This is a genomic window from Niallia nealsonii (assembly GCF_002835805.1).
Lineage (GTDB): Bacteria > Bacillota > Bacilli > Bacillales > Cytobacillaceae > Niallia > Niallia nealsonii.
Window position 1 is genome coordinate 43,635 of sequence record NZ_PISE01000007.1, and the last position, 19,149, is coordinate 62,783.

General features: G+C 33.2%; 14 protein-coding genes. 5 read left to right on the top strand and 9 right to left on the bottom strand.

Features of this window, described 5'->3' with window-relative positions; translation table 11 throughout:
- Window positions 1-607 precede the first annotated feature (607 nt).
- Window positions 608-2,641, bottom strand: coding sequence for a bifunctional diguanylate cyclase/phosphodiesterase (locus CWS01_RS03170; RefSeq protein WP_101175600.1), 2,034 nt, complete (start codon window positions 2,639-2,641; stop codon window positions 608-610).
- Between the two features lie 96 nt (window positions 2,642-2,737).
- Window positions 2,738-3,349: a class I SAM-dependent methyltransferase gene (locus tag CWS01_RS03175; protein ID WP_101175601.1), complete on the bottom strand. Its 612-nt coding sequence runs from the start codon at window positions 3,347-3,349 to the stop codon at window positions 2,738-2,740.
- A gap of 198 nt (window positions 3,350-3,547) precedes the next feature.
- Here CWS01_RS03175 and CWS01_RS03180 point away from each other — a divergent pair, with 198 nt between their 5' ends.
- Window positions 3,548-3,781 (top strand): TerC family protein, encoded by a 234-nt coding sequence (locus tag CWS01_RS03180; protein ID WP_101175602.1) that lies wholly within the window; start codon window positions 3,548-3,550, stop codon window positions 3,779-3,781.
- A gap of 336 nt (window positions 3,782-4,117) precedes the next feature.
- On the opposite strand, the gene CWS01_RS03185 is transcribed toward CWS01_RS03180, so the two are convergent.
- Window positions 4,118-5,749 (bottom strand): glycoside hydrolase family 13 protein, encoded by a 1,632-nt coding sequence (locus tag CWS01_RS03185; protein WP_101175603.1) that lies wholly within the window; start codon window positions 5,747-5,749, stop codon window positions 4,118-4,120.
- A gap of 102 nt (window positions 5,750-5,851) precedes the next feature.
- Entirely contained in the window at window positions 5,852-7,522 is a 1,671-nt protein-coding gene (locus tag CWS01_RS03190; RefSeq protein WP_101175604.1) for an alpha-glucosidase, read from the bottom strand.
- 252 nt (window positions 7,523-7,774) lie between these two features.
- On the opposite strand from CWS01_RS03190, the gene CWS01_RS03195 reads away from it, so the two are divergent.
- Entirely contained in the window at window positions 7,775-8,116 is a 342-nt protein-coding gene (locus CWS01_RS03195; protein ID WP_101175605.1) for a zinc ribbon domain-containing protein YjdM, read from the top strand.
- 248 nt (window positions 8,117-8,364) lie between these two features.
- Here the strand turns inward: CWS01_RS03195 and CWS01_RS03200 are convergent, their stop codons facing one another.
- Window positions 8,365-9,936 (bottom strand): response regulator transcription factor, encoded by a 1,572-nt coding sequence (locus tag CWS01_RS03200; RefSeq protein WP_101175606.1) that lies wholly within the window; start codon window positions 9,934-9,936, stop codon window positions 8,365-8,367.
- On the bottom strand, window positions 9,933-11,747 hold the full coding sequence (locus CWS01_RS03205; protein ID WP_101175607.1) for a cache domain-containing sensor histidine kinase: 1,815 nt from the start codon (window positions 11,745-11,747) through the stop codon (window positions 9,933-9,935). Before CWS01_RS03205 ends, CWS01_RS03200 begins: the two co-directional genes overlap by 4 nt.
- Before the next feature lie 204 nt (window positions 11,748-11,951).
- On the opposite strand from CWS01_RS03205, the gene CWS01_RS03210 reads away from it, so the two are divergent.
- From CWS01_RS03210 to CWS01_RS03220, 3 genes are all read left to right on the top strand, one after another.
- Window positions 11,952-12,920 (top strand): carbohydrate ABC transporter permease, encoded by a 969-nt coding sequence (locus tag CWS01_RS03210; protein ID WP_101175608.1) that lies wholly within the window; start codon window positions 11,952-11,954, stop codon window positions 12,918-12,920.
- Entirely contained in the window at window positions 12,920-13,747 is an 828-nt protein-coding gene (locus tag CWS01_RS03215) for a carbohydrate ABC transporter permease (protein WP_101175609.1), read from the top strand. The genes CWS01_RS03210 and CWS01_RS03215 overlap by 1 nt, the downstream gene beginning before the upstream one ends.
- Before the next feature lie 95 nt (window positions 13,748-13,842).
- The gene (locus CWS01_RS03220; RefSeq protein ID WP_101175610.1) at window positions 13,843-15,138 is read left to right on the top strand and encodes an ABC transporter substrate-binding protein; all 1,296 of its coding nucleotides are present in this window, start codon (window positions 13,843-13,845) and stop codon (window positions 15,136-15,138) included.
- Window positions 15,139-15,429: 291 nt separating this feature from the next.
- On the opposite strand, the gene CWS01_RS03225 is transcribed toward CWS01_RS03220, so the two are convergent.
- The 3 genes from CWS01_RS03225 to CWS01_RS03235 all read right to left on the bottom strand — a co-directional run bounded on the left by CWS01_RS03225 (window position 15,430) and on the right by CWS01_RS03235 (window position 19,149).
- The gene (locus CWS01_RS03225) at window positions 15,430-17,133 is read right to left on the bottom strand and encodes a methyl-accepting chemotaxis protein (RefSeq protein ID WP_101175611.1); all 1,704 of its coding nucleotides are present in this window, start codon (window positions 17,131-17,133) and stop codon (window positions 15,430-15,432) included.
- A 118-nt stretch (window positions 17,134-17,251) separates the two neighbouring features.
- Complete coding sequence (locus CWS01_RS03230) at window positions 17,252-18,259, bottom strand: ABC transporter substrate-binding protein (RefSeq protein ID WP_101175612.1); 1,008 nt, start codon at window positions 18,257-18,259, stop codon at window positions 17,252-17,254.
- 29 nt (window positions 18,260-18,288) lie between these two features.
- The gene (locus tag CWS01_RS03235; protein ID WP_101175613.1) at window positions 18,289-19,149 is read right to left on the bottom strand and encodes an ABC transporter permease; all 861 of its coding nucleotides are present in this window, start codon (window positions 19,147-19,149) and stop codon (window positions 18,289-18,291) included.

A 19,149-nucleotide genomic window follows, 5' to 3' on the forward strand; every position in this document is an offset into this window, starting at 1 on the left:
ACTATATGGAGCCAATATATCAGTAGGCTTTTATCAATTACATTTTCTTTACAAATGCTTATTATAGCCTTTATACATTTAATAAATAGATTTGTTATATTCATTATATAGCATACTAACCTTGTTTTAAGTATGCCAAAACAATGGGAATACAATAAAGGGAGGAAAACCAAAAATGATGATGGTAATGAATACTTTGTTTTTATTAGAAGTCGCTATGGCATTTGGTTTTATTTTTTACAAAACATTCCTTTCTACCTCTGAAAAACACTAGCCTACCCTATTCAACATTTTTTTATTCTATTTGGATGCATCCCCATCATCGCAATTATACTACTGTCCAATAATAGCTGTATTGCTAATAATGGAGGCTTTAGTATGCTTTGACATCCTTCCACTATTAAGCATAATTGGAGTGGAAAATATAATAAAATCACAATAGGAAATATTAGTTAATTCTCCTATTTACTTCTTTCGTTATTTAGAGTTATCATAATGGGCAGCAATCCATCTTTAAAGATGAACAAATGTAGCGTTGCATTTAATGAATAGGTTGCGCTGTTATAAATATATATGATGCAGCCTATTTTGCATTGTAAACATTAAATTAAGCTAGTAAGCTTCTTTCTCTCCATTGATCTAATTCTTCCACTTTCATTGGTTTCCCAAAATAAAAACCTTGAAAACCAATACTTCCATTAAAACTTGCTAAAAAATCTGCTTGTTCTTGTATTTCTACTCCTTCAATAATAATATTTAAATGAAGGGATTGGCCAAGTGAAATAATTGCTTGAATAATTTCTGAATCTTTTTGGGAATTTGGTATTCCATCCACAAAGGACTTGTCTATTTTTAGTGTAGACACAGGCAATCGTTTTAAATACGAAAGGGACGACACACCTGTACCAAAATCATCCAAAGCAACGGAAAAGCCACATTCTCTAAATCGAGAAACAGATTTTATCGCTGCCTCTATATTTATTACCGCACTAGTTTCGGTCATTTCTAGCTCCAAAACATTTGTATCCAATTGATAGCTTTTTAGACAATCTTTTAAGAATGCCAAAAGTCTAGGTTTAGTCACATATGTTCCTGGTATATTTATAGCTACCTGCATTTCCCGTCCGTCTTTTTTCCATTCCACAATCTGTTTGCATACTTCATTAATCAGCCAATCTGTGACATCAAACATTTTCCCGCCCGCTTCTAAAATTGGAATAAATATTCCTGGAGATAAAGATCCATATTCAGGATGATGCCAACGTAATAACGCTTCTGCTCCTAATGTTTTATTATTATGGGCAGCTATTTTCGGCTGATACACTAAATAAAGGTGGTTATTTTTCATTGCCTCATCTATATCTTGAAGTAGTCGTTTATCAAATGAGTGCTGATGAATAGCAGGATTATATAGAATAACTTCATGTTCATATACTATAGAATGATGACTTAAGACCGCATTAACCTCCCCTAGAGGCATTTTCCCTTTATTTATTTCATTTGGTAAAGAAACGGCTGTTGCAACCTTTGCATAAATCGTTTGCTCGCACACGGTAATTGGGTTAGAAAGAGTCTCAGATAATTTCTTTAATTCATTTATTAATGCAGCTGATTCTGCTTGGTCAAATAAAAAGGCTAGACGATTCCCTTCTACACGGTACAAGCTGACTTTTACTGGCTTAATTTGTTGACATAAATAAGCAATATACTTAATAATTTCATCGCCAAAAGCATAGCCAAATGAATTATTCCATTTTTTTAATTCGTGGAGATGCATTACTGCCAGTCCCTTTGATACGTTAGACATTTCCAATATTTTTTCTAATTGTTTTCTATTTGGCAGCTTTGTTAATGCATCGAAATAGTTAAATCGATAGTCCACATACCGGTCTAATAAACTGGATAAAAAAAGCAACAGTAAAAATAAAGTAATACCTAATGTCAAAGTCATAATTAAAATCCCCATATCCATGTGATGCATATGTTCATGAGAAATATTTTTTTCCTTAGGCACATAATATCTGACAGCATACATTCCTGTATAATGCATGCTTGCAACCGAGACTCCTAAAACAAGAGACGTTGTAAGTTTTATCCAAATTCTATTCATCCATTTATATAATTTTGTCAAAACATATAAAGAGATAAAGGAGGTAAGAACGGCAATCATGATAGAAAGTACAAAATAACCAAAATGATAGACATATTTTGCCTCTACTTCCATCGCCACCATCCCGAGATAATGCATGGAAGATATTCCAAACCCCATTGTAACGCCTGATAAACTATAGGTTAACAATGTCTTTTTCGGAAAACTTACAAGAAAAAAAGCAAGAAAAGAAGCTAACATCGCTGGCAATATAGAAATGGCTGTTAATAAAAGATCATATTCCATTTTAACTGGAAGCTGTAGAGCACTCATTCCTATAAAGTGCATAGACCAAATGCCGATTCCCATCGAAATAGAGGCAAGAATTAACCAAATATATCGAGGGAAAAAACTATGAGATATAATTCGCTCATTTAAAGAAATGGCTGTATAAGAAGCTAAACAGGCAATAATAATCGATAAAGCAACCAATAAAATCGAATAATGCCCGTCCAAATAAATAAATTTTTCCGTACTCGGTAATAGGAACATACCATTCTCCTTTAAATATTTCTATAACAAATAGGTATTTTTATCCACTATACTAGGTCGATAAAGAAATCACAACAAATCTATTTTTCCTCATCATTACTCATACCCTACCACTTGATAAATCAAAAACTTTTCTCTATCATTTTGCCTTGTTTTAGAGAGTTGTATCTCTTGTTTTATCCCAAAAGATGGATGATTATCTAAATACAAACAATACTCATCTGAAGGATAATACAAAATTATTTCTGCATCCCTTTTGTTTTTTTCTAATGAATACAGGATATTGTTTATTATTTTGATGAAAATTTGGATAGAAAAAGGATTAAAAAAATAAAAACGATTATCTAATGGTGCAATTTCATATTCTTCCGCTTTACATAATTGAAAATGGATTTTCTCCATGCTGTTTATTCTGTTACAGCTATAATCTTTACGATTCTTTAAGGCATCCTGATAATATAATTCATTAAATTCTATTCCTGTTACTGCTGCTTGAAAAAAATGATGAATAAAAAAATTCAATCTCCCTTTTCCACAGCCAAAATCAACAACATGATCACTGCTTCTTAATGTATATTCGCTAAATAGCAATTCCAAATATTCATAAGGAGTAGGCTCATATCGATGATAATGCAAAGATTTATGGAATCCTTGCTGATGACCTTCTGTATTAATATGAAGCAATTTTTCATAATCTTTCTCTTTCATTGTTTCCTCCTGGCTTCCAACAAGAAGCTTTGAATTCCCCTCTAATCATGGCAATAAAATAATCTATAAAACTTTTCCCTTCCATATTATCGATATAAGGAACCCCTTTTTGCAAATGATAATAACAAATTTTTTTATAAAAAACTTACTTTCAGCTATTAAAAGGAGAATTACGAATATTGAACCTTTCTTGTCATCTTGCTTAAAAAACGTCCTAGTTTAAAAACATCTGCATTTGTTGTAGTAGCTTGGGCAGGTGTAAAATTAGCCGTTTATGCTCTTTCGCACCCAGAACCTGCTATCATTTCTAAAAGCTTCGGCAAAAGTACAACATGGAAAATTATATTTTGGTCCTTGTTATTGCTTATCGGGATTCTTGGATGGATTTTATCCAAACCAAAAGAAGGAGAAAGGAAACAAACTGCTTCATAAAGTGAAACTTCAATCAGGCTTTTCTGGGCAGTTATCCCCCACCTAGATTTCTCGTTTTCTCTTACAATCTTTGAGATGGGGGTCAAAAGCCCGTTAATGCGTGATAAATATTTAAAAAAAATGTCCATTTCTTGTCATAGTTTGTTCATATCTATAAGATAAGCTATAACTATCTTAAGAAGTTTACTTTTTCAAGTTCCCCCTTGAAAAATATATTTTTTATTCCAGCTAGCATTTAGCTGGATTTTTTTCTATATAATTTTTTCGTGAAACTAGAAAAATCTAAAAGGATAGACAAGACTTGTCTATCCTTTTAGATTTCGACTTCTCTCCTATTTATTTCTTCATCAAATAAAGCCTTGCTTCATATGGCTCCATATTTACTGCTTGCGGCTTATCTTCTAAAGAATAATTAGACATCACTAAATGATCATAGGAAAGATTTAAACATTCGTTTGATTGAATTTGTACTTTCTTTTCTGAAAAGTTTCCGACGAAGACTAGTTTCTCTCCTTTATATGTTCTGATATAAGCATAAATTGATTCCTCTTCTTCTACTATTTGCTTGTAGTCCCCATAAACAAATACAGGAAGTTTTTTTCTCCATGCAATTAATTGCTGATAATAATAGAAAATAGAATCTAAGTTTTCTAGTTCATTAGCAACATTAATTTCCTTATAGTTAGGATTCATATTTATCCATGGTTTGCCTGTCGTAAAGCCTCCGTTAACGGTAGTATCCCAATGCATTGGTGTCCTGCTGTTATCCCTGCTTAATGGTTGAAGGTTGGCTAAAGCTACGGAAGGTTCCATGCCTTTTTCTGTTAATTCTTGATACTTATTTATCATTGCTATATCATTATAGTCCATAATAGAAGGAAACTTGACGCCTGTCATGCCAAGCTCCTCACCTTGATAAATATAAGGTATTCCCGGCAGTGTATGCAGCATCGTAGCGAATAATTTAGCAGAAGCAACACGATATTCTTTATCATTCCCATACCTTGTTACCAATCGAGTATGATCATGATTATTCAAAAATTGAGAATTCCATCCTTTCCCCCATAATCCTTCATACCAGCGTTTTTGAATAGCTTTAAATCGTTTTAAATCCCATTTCGGCATTTCATCGCATACTTCAAAATGGAATAAAGTATCTAATTCATTTCTGCTTTCATCTACATAAAGCAAACCTTCTTCTGGGGAAACAAATGCAACTTCACCAACCGTTAATGCATCATAATGAGCAAAAACCTTTTCGTTCATCTCTTGCAAAAACTCATGTACACCTGGATTATTTGTTAAATAGCGAATATCTTCAGGATTTTTGGCGTTCGGATATCCTGCTGGCTTGGCAAGCAGCGCAATTGCATCTAACCTGAATCCACTTATACCCTTTTGTAGCCAATAATGCATCATTTTATAAATCTCTTCACGAACTTCTTTATTTTCCCAATTTAAATCTGGCTGCTCTACGGCAAAAGAATGAAAATAATATTGTTCTGTCTTTTCATCATACTCCCATGCAGAAGGACAGAAATAGGATCGCCAATTATTAGGAGGATTCCCATCCTTTCCATCATGCCAAATGTACCAATCTCTTTTTGGATTATCTTTGCTTGCTTTTGATTCCAAAAACCATGGATGTTCATCGGAAGTATGATTGACTACTAAATCCATAATCACTTTAAGATCCCGTTTTTTTGTTTCTTTCATTAATTTCAGAAAATCTTCCATTGTTCCTGCTTTAGGCATAATCCCATAGTAATCTGCTATATCATAGCCATTGTCTTTATCTGGAGAGACATAAAAAGGGTTTAGCCATATGACATCTACGCCTAGTGCTTTAATATAATCTAGTTTTTCTATAACACCCTGCAAGTCTCCATAACCATCTCCATTAGAATCATAAAAACTTCGCCAATACACTTGGTATACAACACTTTCACTCCACCAATGTTTTTTCATCTTCCACCTCTTCATTTTGACTAGCTACTAACTAAAAAAAGAACTCCATTCTTTATAAGAAAGGACTTTTTAAAGAATGAGGTTCTCCTGAGTTTGCAAGGATTAATGGATAAAATATACTCTTGTCTCATATGGCTTTAATGAGAAATTCTTCTTTAACTTTTTCTCTTTCACTTCATAATTATGAAGTGCCAGTTCTGAATACTTATAAGAAACATTTGACGGCACTTTAAACATTGTTTGTTTATCGCTGAAGTTATTAATGATAATTGCTTTTCTCGCTCCTAATGTACGTGTATAAACAAATAGTCTAGAATGATTAGCAAGAAGCAGATCATACTTGCCATATGTGAATAAAGGACTGCCTTTTCTTAATTTAATCAATTCCTTATAGAAGGATAAAATAGAATCTGGATCCTTTTCTTGCTGCTCCACATTAATTTCTGTATAGTTTGGATTCACACCAAGCCAAGTATGATTGAAGGTTGTAAATCCGCCCATGTTTTCTGCATTCCATTGCATTGGCGTTCGGGCATTATCACGGCTTTGTGCACGAACTACTTTCATAATTTCTTCGTGTGGAACCCCTTTTTCTGATTCTACTTTATAATAATTAATCATGCCGACATCATTATAATCATCAATCGACGAAAACTCTACATTAGTCATACCAATTTCTTGTCCTTGATAAATAAACGGCGTTCCTTTCATTAAGAAATACATGGCTGCAAGCATTTTCGAGCTTTCTTTCCAGTACTTTTGTTCATCTCCCCATGTAGAAACACGGCGGGGCTGATCATGATTTTCAATAAAAAGAGCATTCCAGCCTCTGCCTTCTAAACCATTTTGCCATTTTGACAATATTTTCTTTAATGCTACGACATTTACTTTATCTTTTGCATCCTTTTCCCAAAGATTCAAAAATTCAAATTGAAATATCATATTAAAATAGCCATTTGCTTCTCCGACCCATCTATCAGCATCATCCAAGCCTACTCCATTTGCTTCTCCGACTGTCATAACATCATAGTTTTTTAGTGTCTTTTCTTTAAACTCTGACAGAAAATCATCTATGCCCTCCACATTCATCATATTTGGAAAACATGGAACATAGTCTAACCCTTCTGGATTTTCCATGTCGGGAAAATCAGGTCTCTTTTTGATATGAGAAATCGCATCCACTCGGAACCCATCAATTCCTTTATCCAGCCACCAATTAACCATATCATGCAATGAATCTCTCACTTCTTTATTTTCCCAATTTAAATCTGGTTGGCGTGCAGAAAAAATATGCATGAAATACTGATCTGTTTCTTCATCATATTTCCAAGCAGAGCCTGAAAAAATAGATTCCCAGTTATTTGGCTCTTTCCCGTCTTTGCCATCTTTCCATATATACCAATCTCTTTTGGGATTATCCCTCGAAGATTTTGATTCAATAAACCATGGATGTTCATCGCTCGTATGGTTAATCACCAGGTCCAAAATCATTCGCATATCCCGTTTGTGCACTTCATATAAAAGCTCATCAAAGTCTGCCATTGATCCAAACTCATCCATAATATCCTGATAATCTGCTATATCATATCCGTTATCATCATTAGGAGATTTATACATTGGCGATAACCATATTACGTCTATTCCCAAATCTTTTAAATAATCTAATTTAGAAGTAACACCTTTTAAATCTCCAATTCCATCTCCATTGCTGTCCATGAAACTGCGAGGATATACTTGATATGCTACACTTTCTTTCCACCATTTCTTATTCATATACAAAACTCCAATTCTTTTATTATAAAAAATCTGCTATAATTATTATTCTTGATTTAGTCGGTTATCCCTTTAAAAATATCTTCTTCTCCATTATTAGAGATTGAGAATACATATGAAACTGCTTACATTGACAGATAGGGTGGAAAATATTGAACTCTGATTTTAACTAAGAAGGCGCCTACTATTAAGGATATCGTCACTATTAATTAATAAAATATTTAAAATAAACACTATTTAGGAGGCAAAAAGATGTCTAATCTGCCAAATTGTCCGAAATGCAATTCAGAATATACCTATGAAGATGGAAACTTTTTGGTTTGTCCAGAATGCGCTCATGAATGGGGAGCTGAACAAGCAGAAGAAAATATAGACGATGCAAAAGTCGTAAAAGATGCAAATGGCAATCTTTTAAATGACGGAGACTCTGTAACCATTATTAAGGATTTAAAAGTAAAGGGCAGCTCTTCTACTTTAAAAATAGGCACAAAAGTAAAAAGTATTCGCTTAGTCGATGGCGATCATAATATCGACTGCAAAATCGACGGATTTGGTGCAATGAAATTAAAGTCGGAGTTTGTTAAAAAAGCTTAAACCATAAAAAAGACGTTCTTTAAAAGGTGTAGCTCTTGTAAAGGACGTCTTTATCTTTTTTCTTGTTATTTAAATCACCGTCTGAATATACTTCACTTTTCACGGATGACCGTGAGCCTCTTTGCTCGTATCTCAAAGGATCACTTTTCTCGCAGAAGTCTACGTGCATTCAGACTGTTTTGCGTTTCTAAATTGATGCTCATCTTCTCATAAAGCAACAAACTTTTAAAAAACAGCCTTTATTAAAGCTATTGATCTCGGTATTCATTTGGTGTTATTCCCGCTACCTTTTTAAATACCTTTCGAAAATATTTATCATCTTGATACCCGACCATATTGGCAATTTCATATATTTTTAATTGACTATTTTTTAATAAAGACTTCGCTTTATTAATCCGCACCTGCACAATATAATCTGAAATATTTACATTAAACTCTTGTTTAAACTTTCTTGACACATACTCCCTGCTTATATAAAATTGCTCCGAAATTTCTTGAAGCTTTATTTCCCGATTAAAATTATTTTGTAAATATTTTTCAATCTCATAAATAATATTTGTATTCTTTTTTTGCTGTTTTTTCTTTACTTTTTTCAAAAAAACGGAAATTTCTCGTTGGATTCTATGCTCATAATTTTCAAGCATAAATTTTCCGTCCTTATTAAAATAAAGCATCGCTCTTTTTTCCAGCAAATTAGCTGACTTTACGGGAATATTATAATCTTTATACCATCTATTGCTAATCAACAAATACTCCTGTTCAAAACGCTCCATCTGTCTAACCGATAAGTAGCCTTCTTGTATATAATCTGCCTTTATTTGTTGAATTAATTCATCAAATGCACCTAATTCACCTGCTTGTACAGCCAATTTAATAGCTGATGAATAGACCATCAAACTTTTAAATTCTACATTAGGATTATCATTTTTTGTGTATACTCGAAGTTCCTTCTCTTCTAAAACATTGCTTTCTAAAAGAATTTTTTTCCCTTCATGATAAGAATGCAACAAATTATCAACCGCTTCTACAGGACCTAATCCAATTGGACAAGAGACAGCAAATGATTTTTTTATTTCTACATATATTTCATTAAGATATTCTTGAATATCTTCAAATCGGTCCCAGAATATAACGACTATTTCTCCTTTATTAGCCAAATAGCGAAATCCAATGCCACATTTTTTTTCCATTAATAGTTCGTTGATGATATTTAATACAGAAAAATAGGCCAAGTCACGATCATAGGAAAACTCCTCCATAACCTTTTCGCTAATGGGAATGACGGCAATCGCATAACTTGCTGCAAGATGAAATCCTAATTCTTCTAATAATTCTGCTTCTATATGTTTATTATTAATAAAATAAGTTAGCCTTCTATCCCGATATACTGGTTTCATTTTATTAATGAGCTGATAACTGTCTACTTTGCTTTTTCTTTCCGACTCTTCTTTTTTCCATTCTTGTACTACTCTATCTAATGTAGTATTTAATATCTCTGGATCTACTGGCTTTAATAAATAATCCGAGCTCCCATAATGAATCGCCTTCCTCATATATTGATAATCATCATAGCCTGTCACGACAATCGTTTTGCTTGTAGGCATATGTTCCTTAATCCACTCCAGCAGTTTTGTTCCATCCATTTTAGGCATCTTCATATCGGAAAAAATTATTTCAGGTTTGTATTCATCTATTATTTGAACAGCTTCTTCCCCATTACTTGCCTCGCGTATCTCACAAATCCCAAATGCTTCCCAATCAGCAAGGAGGCGAATTCCTTCCCGAACATGCTTTTCATCATCGACAATTAATACATTCATTCTTCTTCCACCTCACCTGGCACATGCTTCGGCATACAAATTCTCACAGTAAACCCTTCATTTGCGATGCTTTCTATTGTCATTTCAGCTTGATTTTTATAATAAATAGCTAATCGATCATGTATATTCTTTAAGCCAATCGACTCTCTTCCTTTTTTTTCTGTGCTTCCTGTTGCTAGTTCCTGTCTAATGATTTTTAATTCTTGTTCATTTATCCCATTTCCATTGTCTTTTACCGTACAAATAATCTGTTGGCCCTTTACTAGAACTTCTATATAAATATAAGAATCTGCTTTATGCTCTAAAAAACCATGTTTAAATGTATTTTCAACAATTGGCTGTAATATCATTTTAGGGACGAATAGCTCTGCCCCTTCCTTATCAATAGATATGTCAAAATTGAATTGATCATCAAATCGCTGTTTTTGCAATAATAAATAAGATTTCACATGCTTTATCTCTGCAGCCAATGGAACAATGTCCTCTTTCATGTTCATGCTGTATCTCATAATGGAAGAAAGTGCTGTCAACAAAGAATAAACTTGCACAGCTTTCGATTTTAACGCAAGTGTTCCAATGGACTGTAAAGAATTATAGAGAAAGTGTGGATTTATTTGCGAACGCAAAACTCGGAGCTGTGATGCTTTATTTTCAATCTCCAACTTATATTCCCGATCAATTAATTCATTAATCTTTGCAATCATCAATTTAAAGTGTTCACCGAGTTTGCCGATTTCATCATTTCCTAATGAATCAAAATTCGCTTTAAACTCCCCCTTTTCCACCTTTTTCATATTGGCAATCAGTACTTTAATAGGCGCTGTTATTCTAAAAGAAATAATCATTGTAGTAATTAAAACAATTATCAGGGAAACTAATCCAATAACAATATTATTTAAGGCGGTGCTTCGTGCGCTTTTATATAAAACATTATAAGGAACTTTTTTGACAATTGACCAGTTCTTATGCTGAACGAGAAATTGATCAAATACAATCACACCAGAGAAATTATCATCTTTCCATTCCAAACTTTTTTGAACAGTCATTTTTTTTACTTGTTTATACCATTTTTCTTTATTTTGTTTTCCTTCTTCATGTTCATTGGAGGAGTAGATAATTACTCCTTTTTCATCCATTATGTAAAATTCTTCTTCATTTTTTGTATATAATCGATTGGCAATTCCATCAATTTTAGAAAGATTAATATCAATAGATAAAAATCCTAAAAATTCATCTGATGGAATATCCCGGATAATATTATGAAAACTTAAAACATTTTGCTTTTGGGAATTTGGTATAAATGATTGATTATTATAGCTATAGATTGTATGTGGAGGTTCAATCAGAGAATAACCTTTTTCTCCCATTAGATACTTTTTATAATAAGGTTGGGAATAAACATTTGTATTCTTCGTCCGTCCACTTATGCTTGAATGGTAATTGGTATAAGAATCATTGCCAGTTGCTATATATAAATGCATTTGTTCAATTTCAGGCCTTGTATTAAAGAGGTAAGCAAGTACTCTGCTTACTTCTTCTTGATTGTCTATTAAATTTGCAGAAATCCCCTTTGCAAGAACATTCATAAAAGGAGTATAACGGTACAATACGGTAGACATTTGAGATACATCATCCAAATAAGATACCAGCTCTTCCTTTCCCTTTTCAATCAAATCATGATTATAAGAAAGAGATCTTTTATTTATTGATTCAATCGTTAAATGATACGTAATGAGAATTCCTGCTCCAAAAGGGAGAATTGTCGCTAATGTTAATAATAAAATTAATTTTTTCCGAATGCCCCACTTCATTTCAATCAGCTAGCTATAAGCCGCCGCTTATCCGCTAACCTTCCCTCCCTTTTGTTATATTTTTTCTATAACATCCCTCATTTTAGCACAATATTCATCACTCTAATTTTAGTTGTTCAATATTTTCCACCCTTCTCGACAATGTAAGCAGTTTCATTAAATCCTTCTTTCCATTAAATTAAAGACATACAGGAGGTGCTTAAATTGAATAGCCAAAATAATATAGAAAAAATAGGAGAACCAGCATTATCTCCTCACAAAAAATTAAATTCAAAAGAATCTGTTTCTTTAAATCGAAAGAAGAAATGGAAAGATGCAGGTTTATTTTCCTTATTTGTTGGACCAGTTTTTCTTACTTTTGCAGTTATCGTATTAATTCCTTTTTTTACTGGTGTTTATTATTCTTTCACAGATTGGAATGGAGTCACCGGTAATGTATCATGGGTCGGACTTGATAACTTTAAATATTTATTTACCGAAGATAAACAATTCCAAGCATCCTTTTTACTAACTATTAAGTATACCGTTGTTACAATCATTTTAACAAATGGAATCGGATTTGGTTTAGCTTTGTTGGTTACACAAATGTTAAAAACAAGCAATATTCTTCGCACCGTATTTTTTATGCCTAACTTGCTTGGCGGATTGTTATTAGGTTTTATCTGGCAGTTCATTTTTGTTAAAGGTTTTGCATCAATTGGACAAATAACAGGTATTCCTCTTTTCAATTTAGCATGGTTAGGTGATCAGCATACAGCATTTTGGGGAATCGTTATTGTTAGTGTATGGCAAGGTGCAGGGTATATTATGATTATCTATATCGCAGCATTACAGAACGTTCCACAAGAATTAATTGAAGCAGCTAAAATTGATGGAGCAAATCGCTGGGAAATCTTACGCAATATTACAATGCCATTAGTAGCGCCAGCCGTAACGATTTGTTTATTCTTAACTATTTCATCATCCTTTAAAGTATTTGACGTAAACCTTTCTTTAACAAATGGTGGTCCATTTAAATCAACTGAAATGTTAGCGCTTAATATCTATACAGAAGCATTTGTTAATAACCGCTATGGATTAGGAGAAGCTAAAGCTTTAATCTTCTTCATTGTCGTTGCAGCAATCTCAATCATCCAAGTAACTTACAATAAGAAGAAGGAGGTTGAATCCTAATGGGCAACAAATATACTGGAAAAAAATTCACTGTCGAGATATTTGCAATTATCCTTGGCCTTCTCTTTCTAGTGCCATTCTATTATGTTATTTCAAACTCATTAAAGCCTTTTTCAGAAATTCTGACATCAACGTCAGCATTGCCAAAAGTGCTTCAGTTTGAAAACTATATAAATGCATTTGAAAAATTAGATTTTTTTAAAGTATTCACTAACTCACTGATTATCACCGTTGCCAGCAACATTGTCCTTGTTGTCTTTTGTTCAATGGCAGCATATATGCTTGTTCGAACAAAAAAGAAAATCAGCAATATTATCTTTATGACATTTGTTGCTGCTATGATTATTCCGTTCCAGTCCATCATGATTCCTCTTATTAAAACGGCAGGAAGCTTAAATCTGCTAAATAGTATTTGGGGCATTGTTATCATGTATTTAGGATTTGGTTCCGGTATGACAATCTTCTTATATCATGGTTTTATTAAAGGTATTCCAGTTGAACTTGAAGAAGCAGCAATCATTGATGGCTGTTCAAGATTCGGCGTATTTTGGAGAATCGTATTCCCACTTTTGAAACCGATTACTGTTACAACGGTCATCTTAAACAGCTTATGGATTTGGAATGACTTCCTATTGCCTTCACTAGTATTACAAAATCCGGAGCTAAGAACAATCCCACTTGCGACCTTCTTCTTCTTTGGTCAATATACAAAACAATGGGATTTAGCATTAGCAGCATTAATGATCGGTATTGTTCCATTATTGATTTTCTTCTTTGCAATGCAAAAGCATATTATTAAAGGTATTACTAGCGGTTCTATTAAATAATTTTAGTTACGGTTAACCCTTTAACGTCTAACTCGATATGAATTAAACGTTAAAGATTAATATATTATTTCCTAAAAAACCAGGAGGGGAAACAAATGGGTTTCATAAATAAAAAATATGCATTATTAGCAGGAGTTTTATCTAGTTCACTTCTTTTTACAGCAGCATGTGGCAATAGTGAATCTTCTAGCAGCAATGGTTCTAGTAAAGACGGCAAAGTAGTTGTAGATATATTCCAAGGAAAAGTGGAAATTGCTGATCAATTGAAAGCGTTAACAGATCAATACACAAAAGAACATCCTGATGTTACTTTTAATATTGAAACAGTGGGTGGCGGTGCAGATGGTGCCTCTTCACTAAAAGCAAGATTCGCTTCTGATAAAGCTCCAGATATTTTCACAAATGACGGTGATCAAGCAGCAGTAGCTTGGAAAGACAAATTTGAAGATTTATCTGATCAGCCTTGGGTAAAAGATGTATATGATGGTGCATTAGATGGCATGACAATCGATGGAAAAGTATATGGCCAACCAATTAATATGGAGGGCTACGGTTTAGCTTATAATAAAACTTTATTCAAAAAAGCTGGTATTACAGAGCTTCCAACAACATTCTCTGAACTAGAAGCTGCAGCGAAAAAGCTTAAAGCAAAAGGAATTACACCATTTGCAATCGGTTATGGAGAATGGTGGGTGCTTGCAAACCATGGCTTAAACTTACCTTTCGCTTACCAAGATGATACTGATGCATTCATCAAATCACTTAATGATGGTACAGGCAAAATCGAAGGCAACGAATACTTCAATGACTACTTTAATTTCTTAGATCTTACTGTAAAATATGGAAACAAAAATCCTTTAACAACAGATTACAATACACAAGTAACATTATTTGCAACTGGTGAAGCTGCAATGATTCAACAAGGTAACTGGATTCAACCAATGATTGATAAAATCACTCCAGACATGGAAGTTGGCTTTATTCCACTACCAATCAATGACGATGAAGCAAAATCAGATAAATTAATGGTTGATGTACCATCTAACTGGGTTGTTTATAACGGGGCTCCAGATAAAGATAAAGAAGCTGCAAAAGATTTCTTAAACTGGATGGTAACTTCTGAAGAAGGTAAAACAGCATTGGTAAAAGAATTTAAATACCTGCCAGCATTTAAAACAATTGAAGCATCAGCAGACGAGATCGGACCTTTAGGTGCGGACCTTCAAAAATACTCTCAAGAAGGCAAAACATATGCTTGGCAGTTCATGAAATATCCTGATGGCGCTGGCCAAGAATTCGGTGCAAGCCTTCAAGCATATGTAGGCGGTCAAAAATCAAAAGAAGAAACAGAAAAAGCACTTGATGCATCATGGGCTAAACTAAAAAAATAAGCCCCTTGCTTATCTAAATAAAACAATTGCCTCAAAATGACTTTGAGGCAATTGTTTTATAAAACTTCATTTTTTTTTAAACAATTTGTATTCATTTTGTCATCATTTAGTCACAACTAACGGGTATGATAGTTCTATAGCAAGCACTAAACTTTTTCAAGTTCCCCCTTGAAAATAGATAGCTTTTGTTGATCCAGCGTAATGCTGGATTTTTTTATCCAATTATTTTCCTTTATATGTCTACTGAAAACAGTATTCCATTCAGTCATAGAAATTACATTTTACCCTCTCTCATAGCTTAAAATGCAGAATTAAGTTATTTAATTCACCTGAAAGATTTGCTAGTTGATTAGATTGACTTGTTACTTCTTGAATAGAGCTATTGGATGCTTGGATTGCTGCTGTTGTTTCTTCAATGCCCGCTGCCGATTCTTGAGAAATAGAGGAGATTGTTTCAATTGACTGATAAACCATTTCATTGCTGTTTGCTAGCATCATTAAGTTTTGTGATACATCCTTTATCATTTTTGCCATCTTTAAAGCAGATTGATTTATTTGTTCGAAGGTTATTCCTGTCATTTCTATTTGCTTAGAGCCTTCTCGAACCTCTTTATAAACCTTTTCAAGGGATAAAACTACCCCGCTGGATTCTTCATGTATATCCTCTACAATTATTATTATATCTTTAACAGATAAGGTTACTTGATCAGCCAGTTTTCTCACCTCTTCTGCAACCACCGCAAAGCCATTTCCATGTTCTCCTGCTCTTGATGCTTCAATTGCTGCATTTAAAGCTAATAAATTCGTTTGTTTAGCAATACCACTTATTACTTCAACAATTTTTGAGATCTCTTTCGTATGCTTTTCAAATCCTTTTACTTTTTTTACAGACTGACTGACAATTTGATCGATAGCATTCATTTGACTAATAGAAGATTTCATCAAGTCATTTCCACTCTTCGTAAAGTTTAATACAGTAATAGAAGCCTGATTTATATACTCCCCATTTTCAGCAGAAGATTTTACAAGAGAATTATACTTTTTCATTTCATCATTTAACGTCATAGCAGAACGTGCTTGGGTATCTGTTCCAGCCGAAATTCCCTCCATGGTCACTGCAACTTGCTGGCTTCCCTCATTTATCGCTAAAGCAGATTGATTTAATATGCCAGATTTACTGGTTACCTCCTTTGATAAGTGAGAGATGTGCGTAACCATTTCTCGGAGTTGTCTGGCCATTCGATTCATAGAACCGCCAAGTTGGGAGATTTCATCATTTCCGTTATAAGATAATTCCTTAATATCTAGATTTCCTTTCGTTATTTCTTCTGCCATTTCTACAACTTGATTTAGCTTTTGTTTGATTAATCCATTTATTATGGTTACAGCAATAATTCCAAGTATTGTTGAAATAATAATAGATAATATCAGCACAATAATTGATTGCTGTAAACTTTCATTGGCATTTTTTATTTGTACAATCCTTTCTTTACTTACAATTGCATTCAGCTTTTCTAATTGCTCTAAAGTAACTGTCCTAATCATTTGAGCTTGTGTGCGAAAGGATAAATATTGAAATTCATTTCCTGTTTGAACTGCTGGTACAATTTTTTCTAAAAATAACACATCCATCTTTTCATTATTTTCAGCAATTTTATCTAACATTTTCTTTTGTTCTTCCGTACTCATATCTTCTTTAATAGACTTATATACTTTATTGAATTCTGCTCCTACTTTATTATATTCATCCATTGTACTAAGAGTCTTAGAACTAATATAATCAGCAATATTAATATCCTTTGTTCTAAATAATGATCCTATTTCCGTGATTTCGATAGATTGGTCTCCCTTTTTTTGCAATTCTTGAATATTTATTTTCACTTCATTCATCTGATTAAAAACTATTAAAGTAGAAATACAAAATAGTAAGATTGTAACCATTTGTCCAAGTCCAAATTTCCAGCTTAATGCAAGATTATTCCATAATTTAAACATAAATTTCCTCCGTTATGTGCAATATAAAGCTTTTATTTCTAGAAAACCAACTAATTATTTATACCTACATAGAAAAAACTAAGCTCCCCAAAGGAAACTCAGCTTAAATTTTAGGAACCTATTCTTTTCCAGGTAAATATTTAGTTGTGAAAATATCATTTGCATCAAACGTTTTATCTAATAGTTTTAAATCATGCAATTGAGTAATAAGCGTTGCCCAACGCTCTTCTGTCATATAACCTACTCCATTTGTTTCAGCATCTTTGCCATAGACAAAATCAGCTTGTGTTTCTGCCTCAAACTTTAAAGAATCTAATTCAATATCACTATTATCCTTTTTGATCGCTTTATTTATCTCTTCATATGAATCTTTATAAGCATTCCAGCCTTCTACAAAGGATTCAGTAAATGCTTTAACAGTATCTTCATTTTCTTCTAGATAATCTTTTGACACATATAATACAACATTATATGGATCATAACCTGCATCTGAGATTAATTTTGTTTCTGTTTCAATATTCTCTTTTTCTAAGAAAAAAGGTTCTGATGTGACGAATGCTTGACTCACTGAATCTTTATTAGCAATAAAGTTAGTATGTTGGCCAGTATAAGCCATTTCTTTTACTTTACTTAAATCATATTTTGATTTTAAAAACTCCCAGTATGTAATACCCGGCTGAATATATACTTCTCTTCCATTTAATTCGTCAAAATCTTTAATTCCTTCTCCTTTATGAAACATTAATGCTTGCGGACTTCCTTGCATAGCAGTTGCTACTGCCACTAAGTCAATCCCTTCATTTTTTGCCATAACAATTTGATCCGCATGTGCAAGTCCAAATTGTGCTTTACCTGATGCAACCATTTGGATAGAGGATACTTGAGGGCCTCCTGGTTCAATTGTTACATTTAAACCATTTTCTTTGAATATTCCGTCTTCTTGAGCCGCATAAACTCCACCATGCTGCGCTTTCGCAAACCAGTTTAAGACAATTTTTACATCTTTCGATTTTTCTGAATTTGTTCCTGCTGACGTTTTTTCTGATTCTCCGCCGCCGCAAGCTGTAAGTGCGAATAAAAATACTAGTCCTAACAATAAATAATTAATTTTGCGCAATTTTTTCATAATATCCCCCTCTTTACTGTTATTTCTCTTTATTTTTCATTCTTCATCGCAGATTCATGCCATGATTTAAGCATCAAATAAGAAAATAAATTTACGATAAGATAAAAACAAATTCCAAAAATTGCTGCAGCAATTCCACAGGCAAACAAATATGGAGTTTTTAACTGTACAGCTGCCACAGTAATTGCATAGCCTAAGCCGCCTTTTCCACCACCGATACCAGCTATATATTCACCAGTAATGGCACCAACAATAGATAGTGTGCTAGAAATTTTCAAACCTGTCATAATATATGGCATCGCAGCAGGAATACGAAGTTTCCACATCGTTTTCCATTTGGAAGCATTATATAATGTAAATAATTCCTGCATATTTTTATCAACAGAATTCAATCCCATTAGTGTATTAGAAACAATAGGAAAGAATCCAATTAAAAAAGAAATAATAACGATAGAGTTAAACCCTGAGCCAAACCAAATTACAACAATTGGTGCTACTGCAATAACAGGTATAGTTTGCAAAATAACTGCATATGGATAAATGCTAATTTCAAGAATTCTGGAACTAGCCAATACAACTGAAATAGCAATTCCAATGAAAGCACTTAATAAAAATCCAATTAGAGACTCCGTAATCGTAATTCGTATAGCAGGCCATAGTAACGCCCAATCAGCTATTGCTGCATTGATTACATCTGTCGGCTTTGGCAAAATAAATGGTTTTATATCCAGCATCATCGGCACAAACTGCCATATAGAAAGAAATAGAACTAACGCTATAATCGGTCCTAAAAATGAACGTTTAAAGATATTCCATACATTCGATGATTTTTTCTTCGGCTGTTCAACCACTACATTTTGACCTTTTGTTACTGCTGATTGTGTCATCAT

Coding starts and splice junctions, on each gene's coding strand:
- CWS01_RS03220 (WP_101175610.1), top strand. CDS start 13,843: ATGGGTTTCATAAATAAAAAATATGCATTATTAGCAGGAGTTTTATCT.
- CWS01_RS03190 (WP_101175604.1), bottom strand. CDS start 7,522: ATGAATAAGAAATGGTGGAAAGAAAGTGTAGCATATCAAGTATATCCT.
- CWS01_RS03175 (WP_101175601.1), bottom strand. CDS start 3,349: ATGAAAGAGAAAGATTATGAAAAATTGCTTCATATTAATACAGAAGGT.
- CWS01_RS03185 (WP_101175603.1), bottom strand. CDS start 5,749: ATGAAAAAACATTGGTGGAGTGAAAGTGTTGTATACCAAGTGTATTGG.
- CWS01_RS03205 (WP_101175607.1), bottom strand. CDS start 11,747: ATGAAGTGGGGCATTCGGAAAAAATTAATTTTATTATTAACATTAGCG.
- CWS01_RS03235 (WP_101175613.1), bottom strand. CDS start 19,149: ATGATGACACAATCAGCAGTAACAAAAGGTCAAAATGTAGTGGTTGAA.
- CWS01_RS03170 (WP_101175600.1), bottom strand. CDS start 2,641: ATGTTCCTATTACCGAGTACGGAAAAATTTATTTATTTGGACGGGCAT.
- CWS01_RS03195 (WP_101175605.1), top strand. CDS start 7,775: ATGTCTAATCTGCCAAATTGTCCGAAATGCAATTCAGAATATACCTAT.
- CWS01_RS03230 (WP_101175612.1), bottom strand. CDS start 18,259: ATGAAAAAATTGCGCAAAATTAATTATTTATTGTTAGGACTAGTATTT.
- CWS01_RS03200 (WP_101175606.1), bottom strand. CDS start 9,936: ATGAATGTATTAATTGTCGATGATGAAAAGCATGTTCGGGAAGGAATT.
- CWS01_RS03225 (WP_101175611.1), bottom strand. CDS start 17,133: ATGTTTAAATTATGGAATAATCTTGCATTAAGCTGGAAATTTGGACTT.
- CWS01_RS03215 (WP_101175609.1), top strand. CDS start 12,920: ATGGGCAACAAATATACTGGAAAAAAATTCACTGTCGAGATATTTGCA.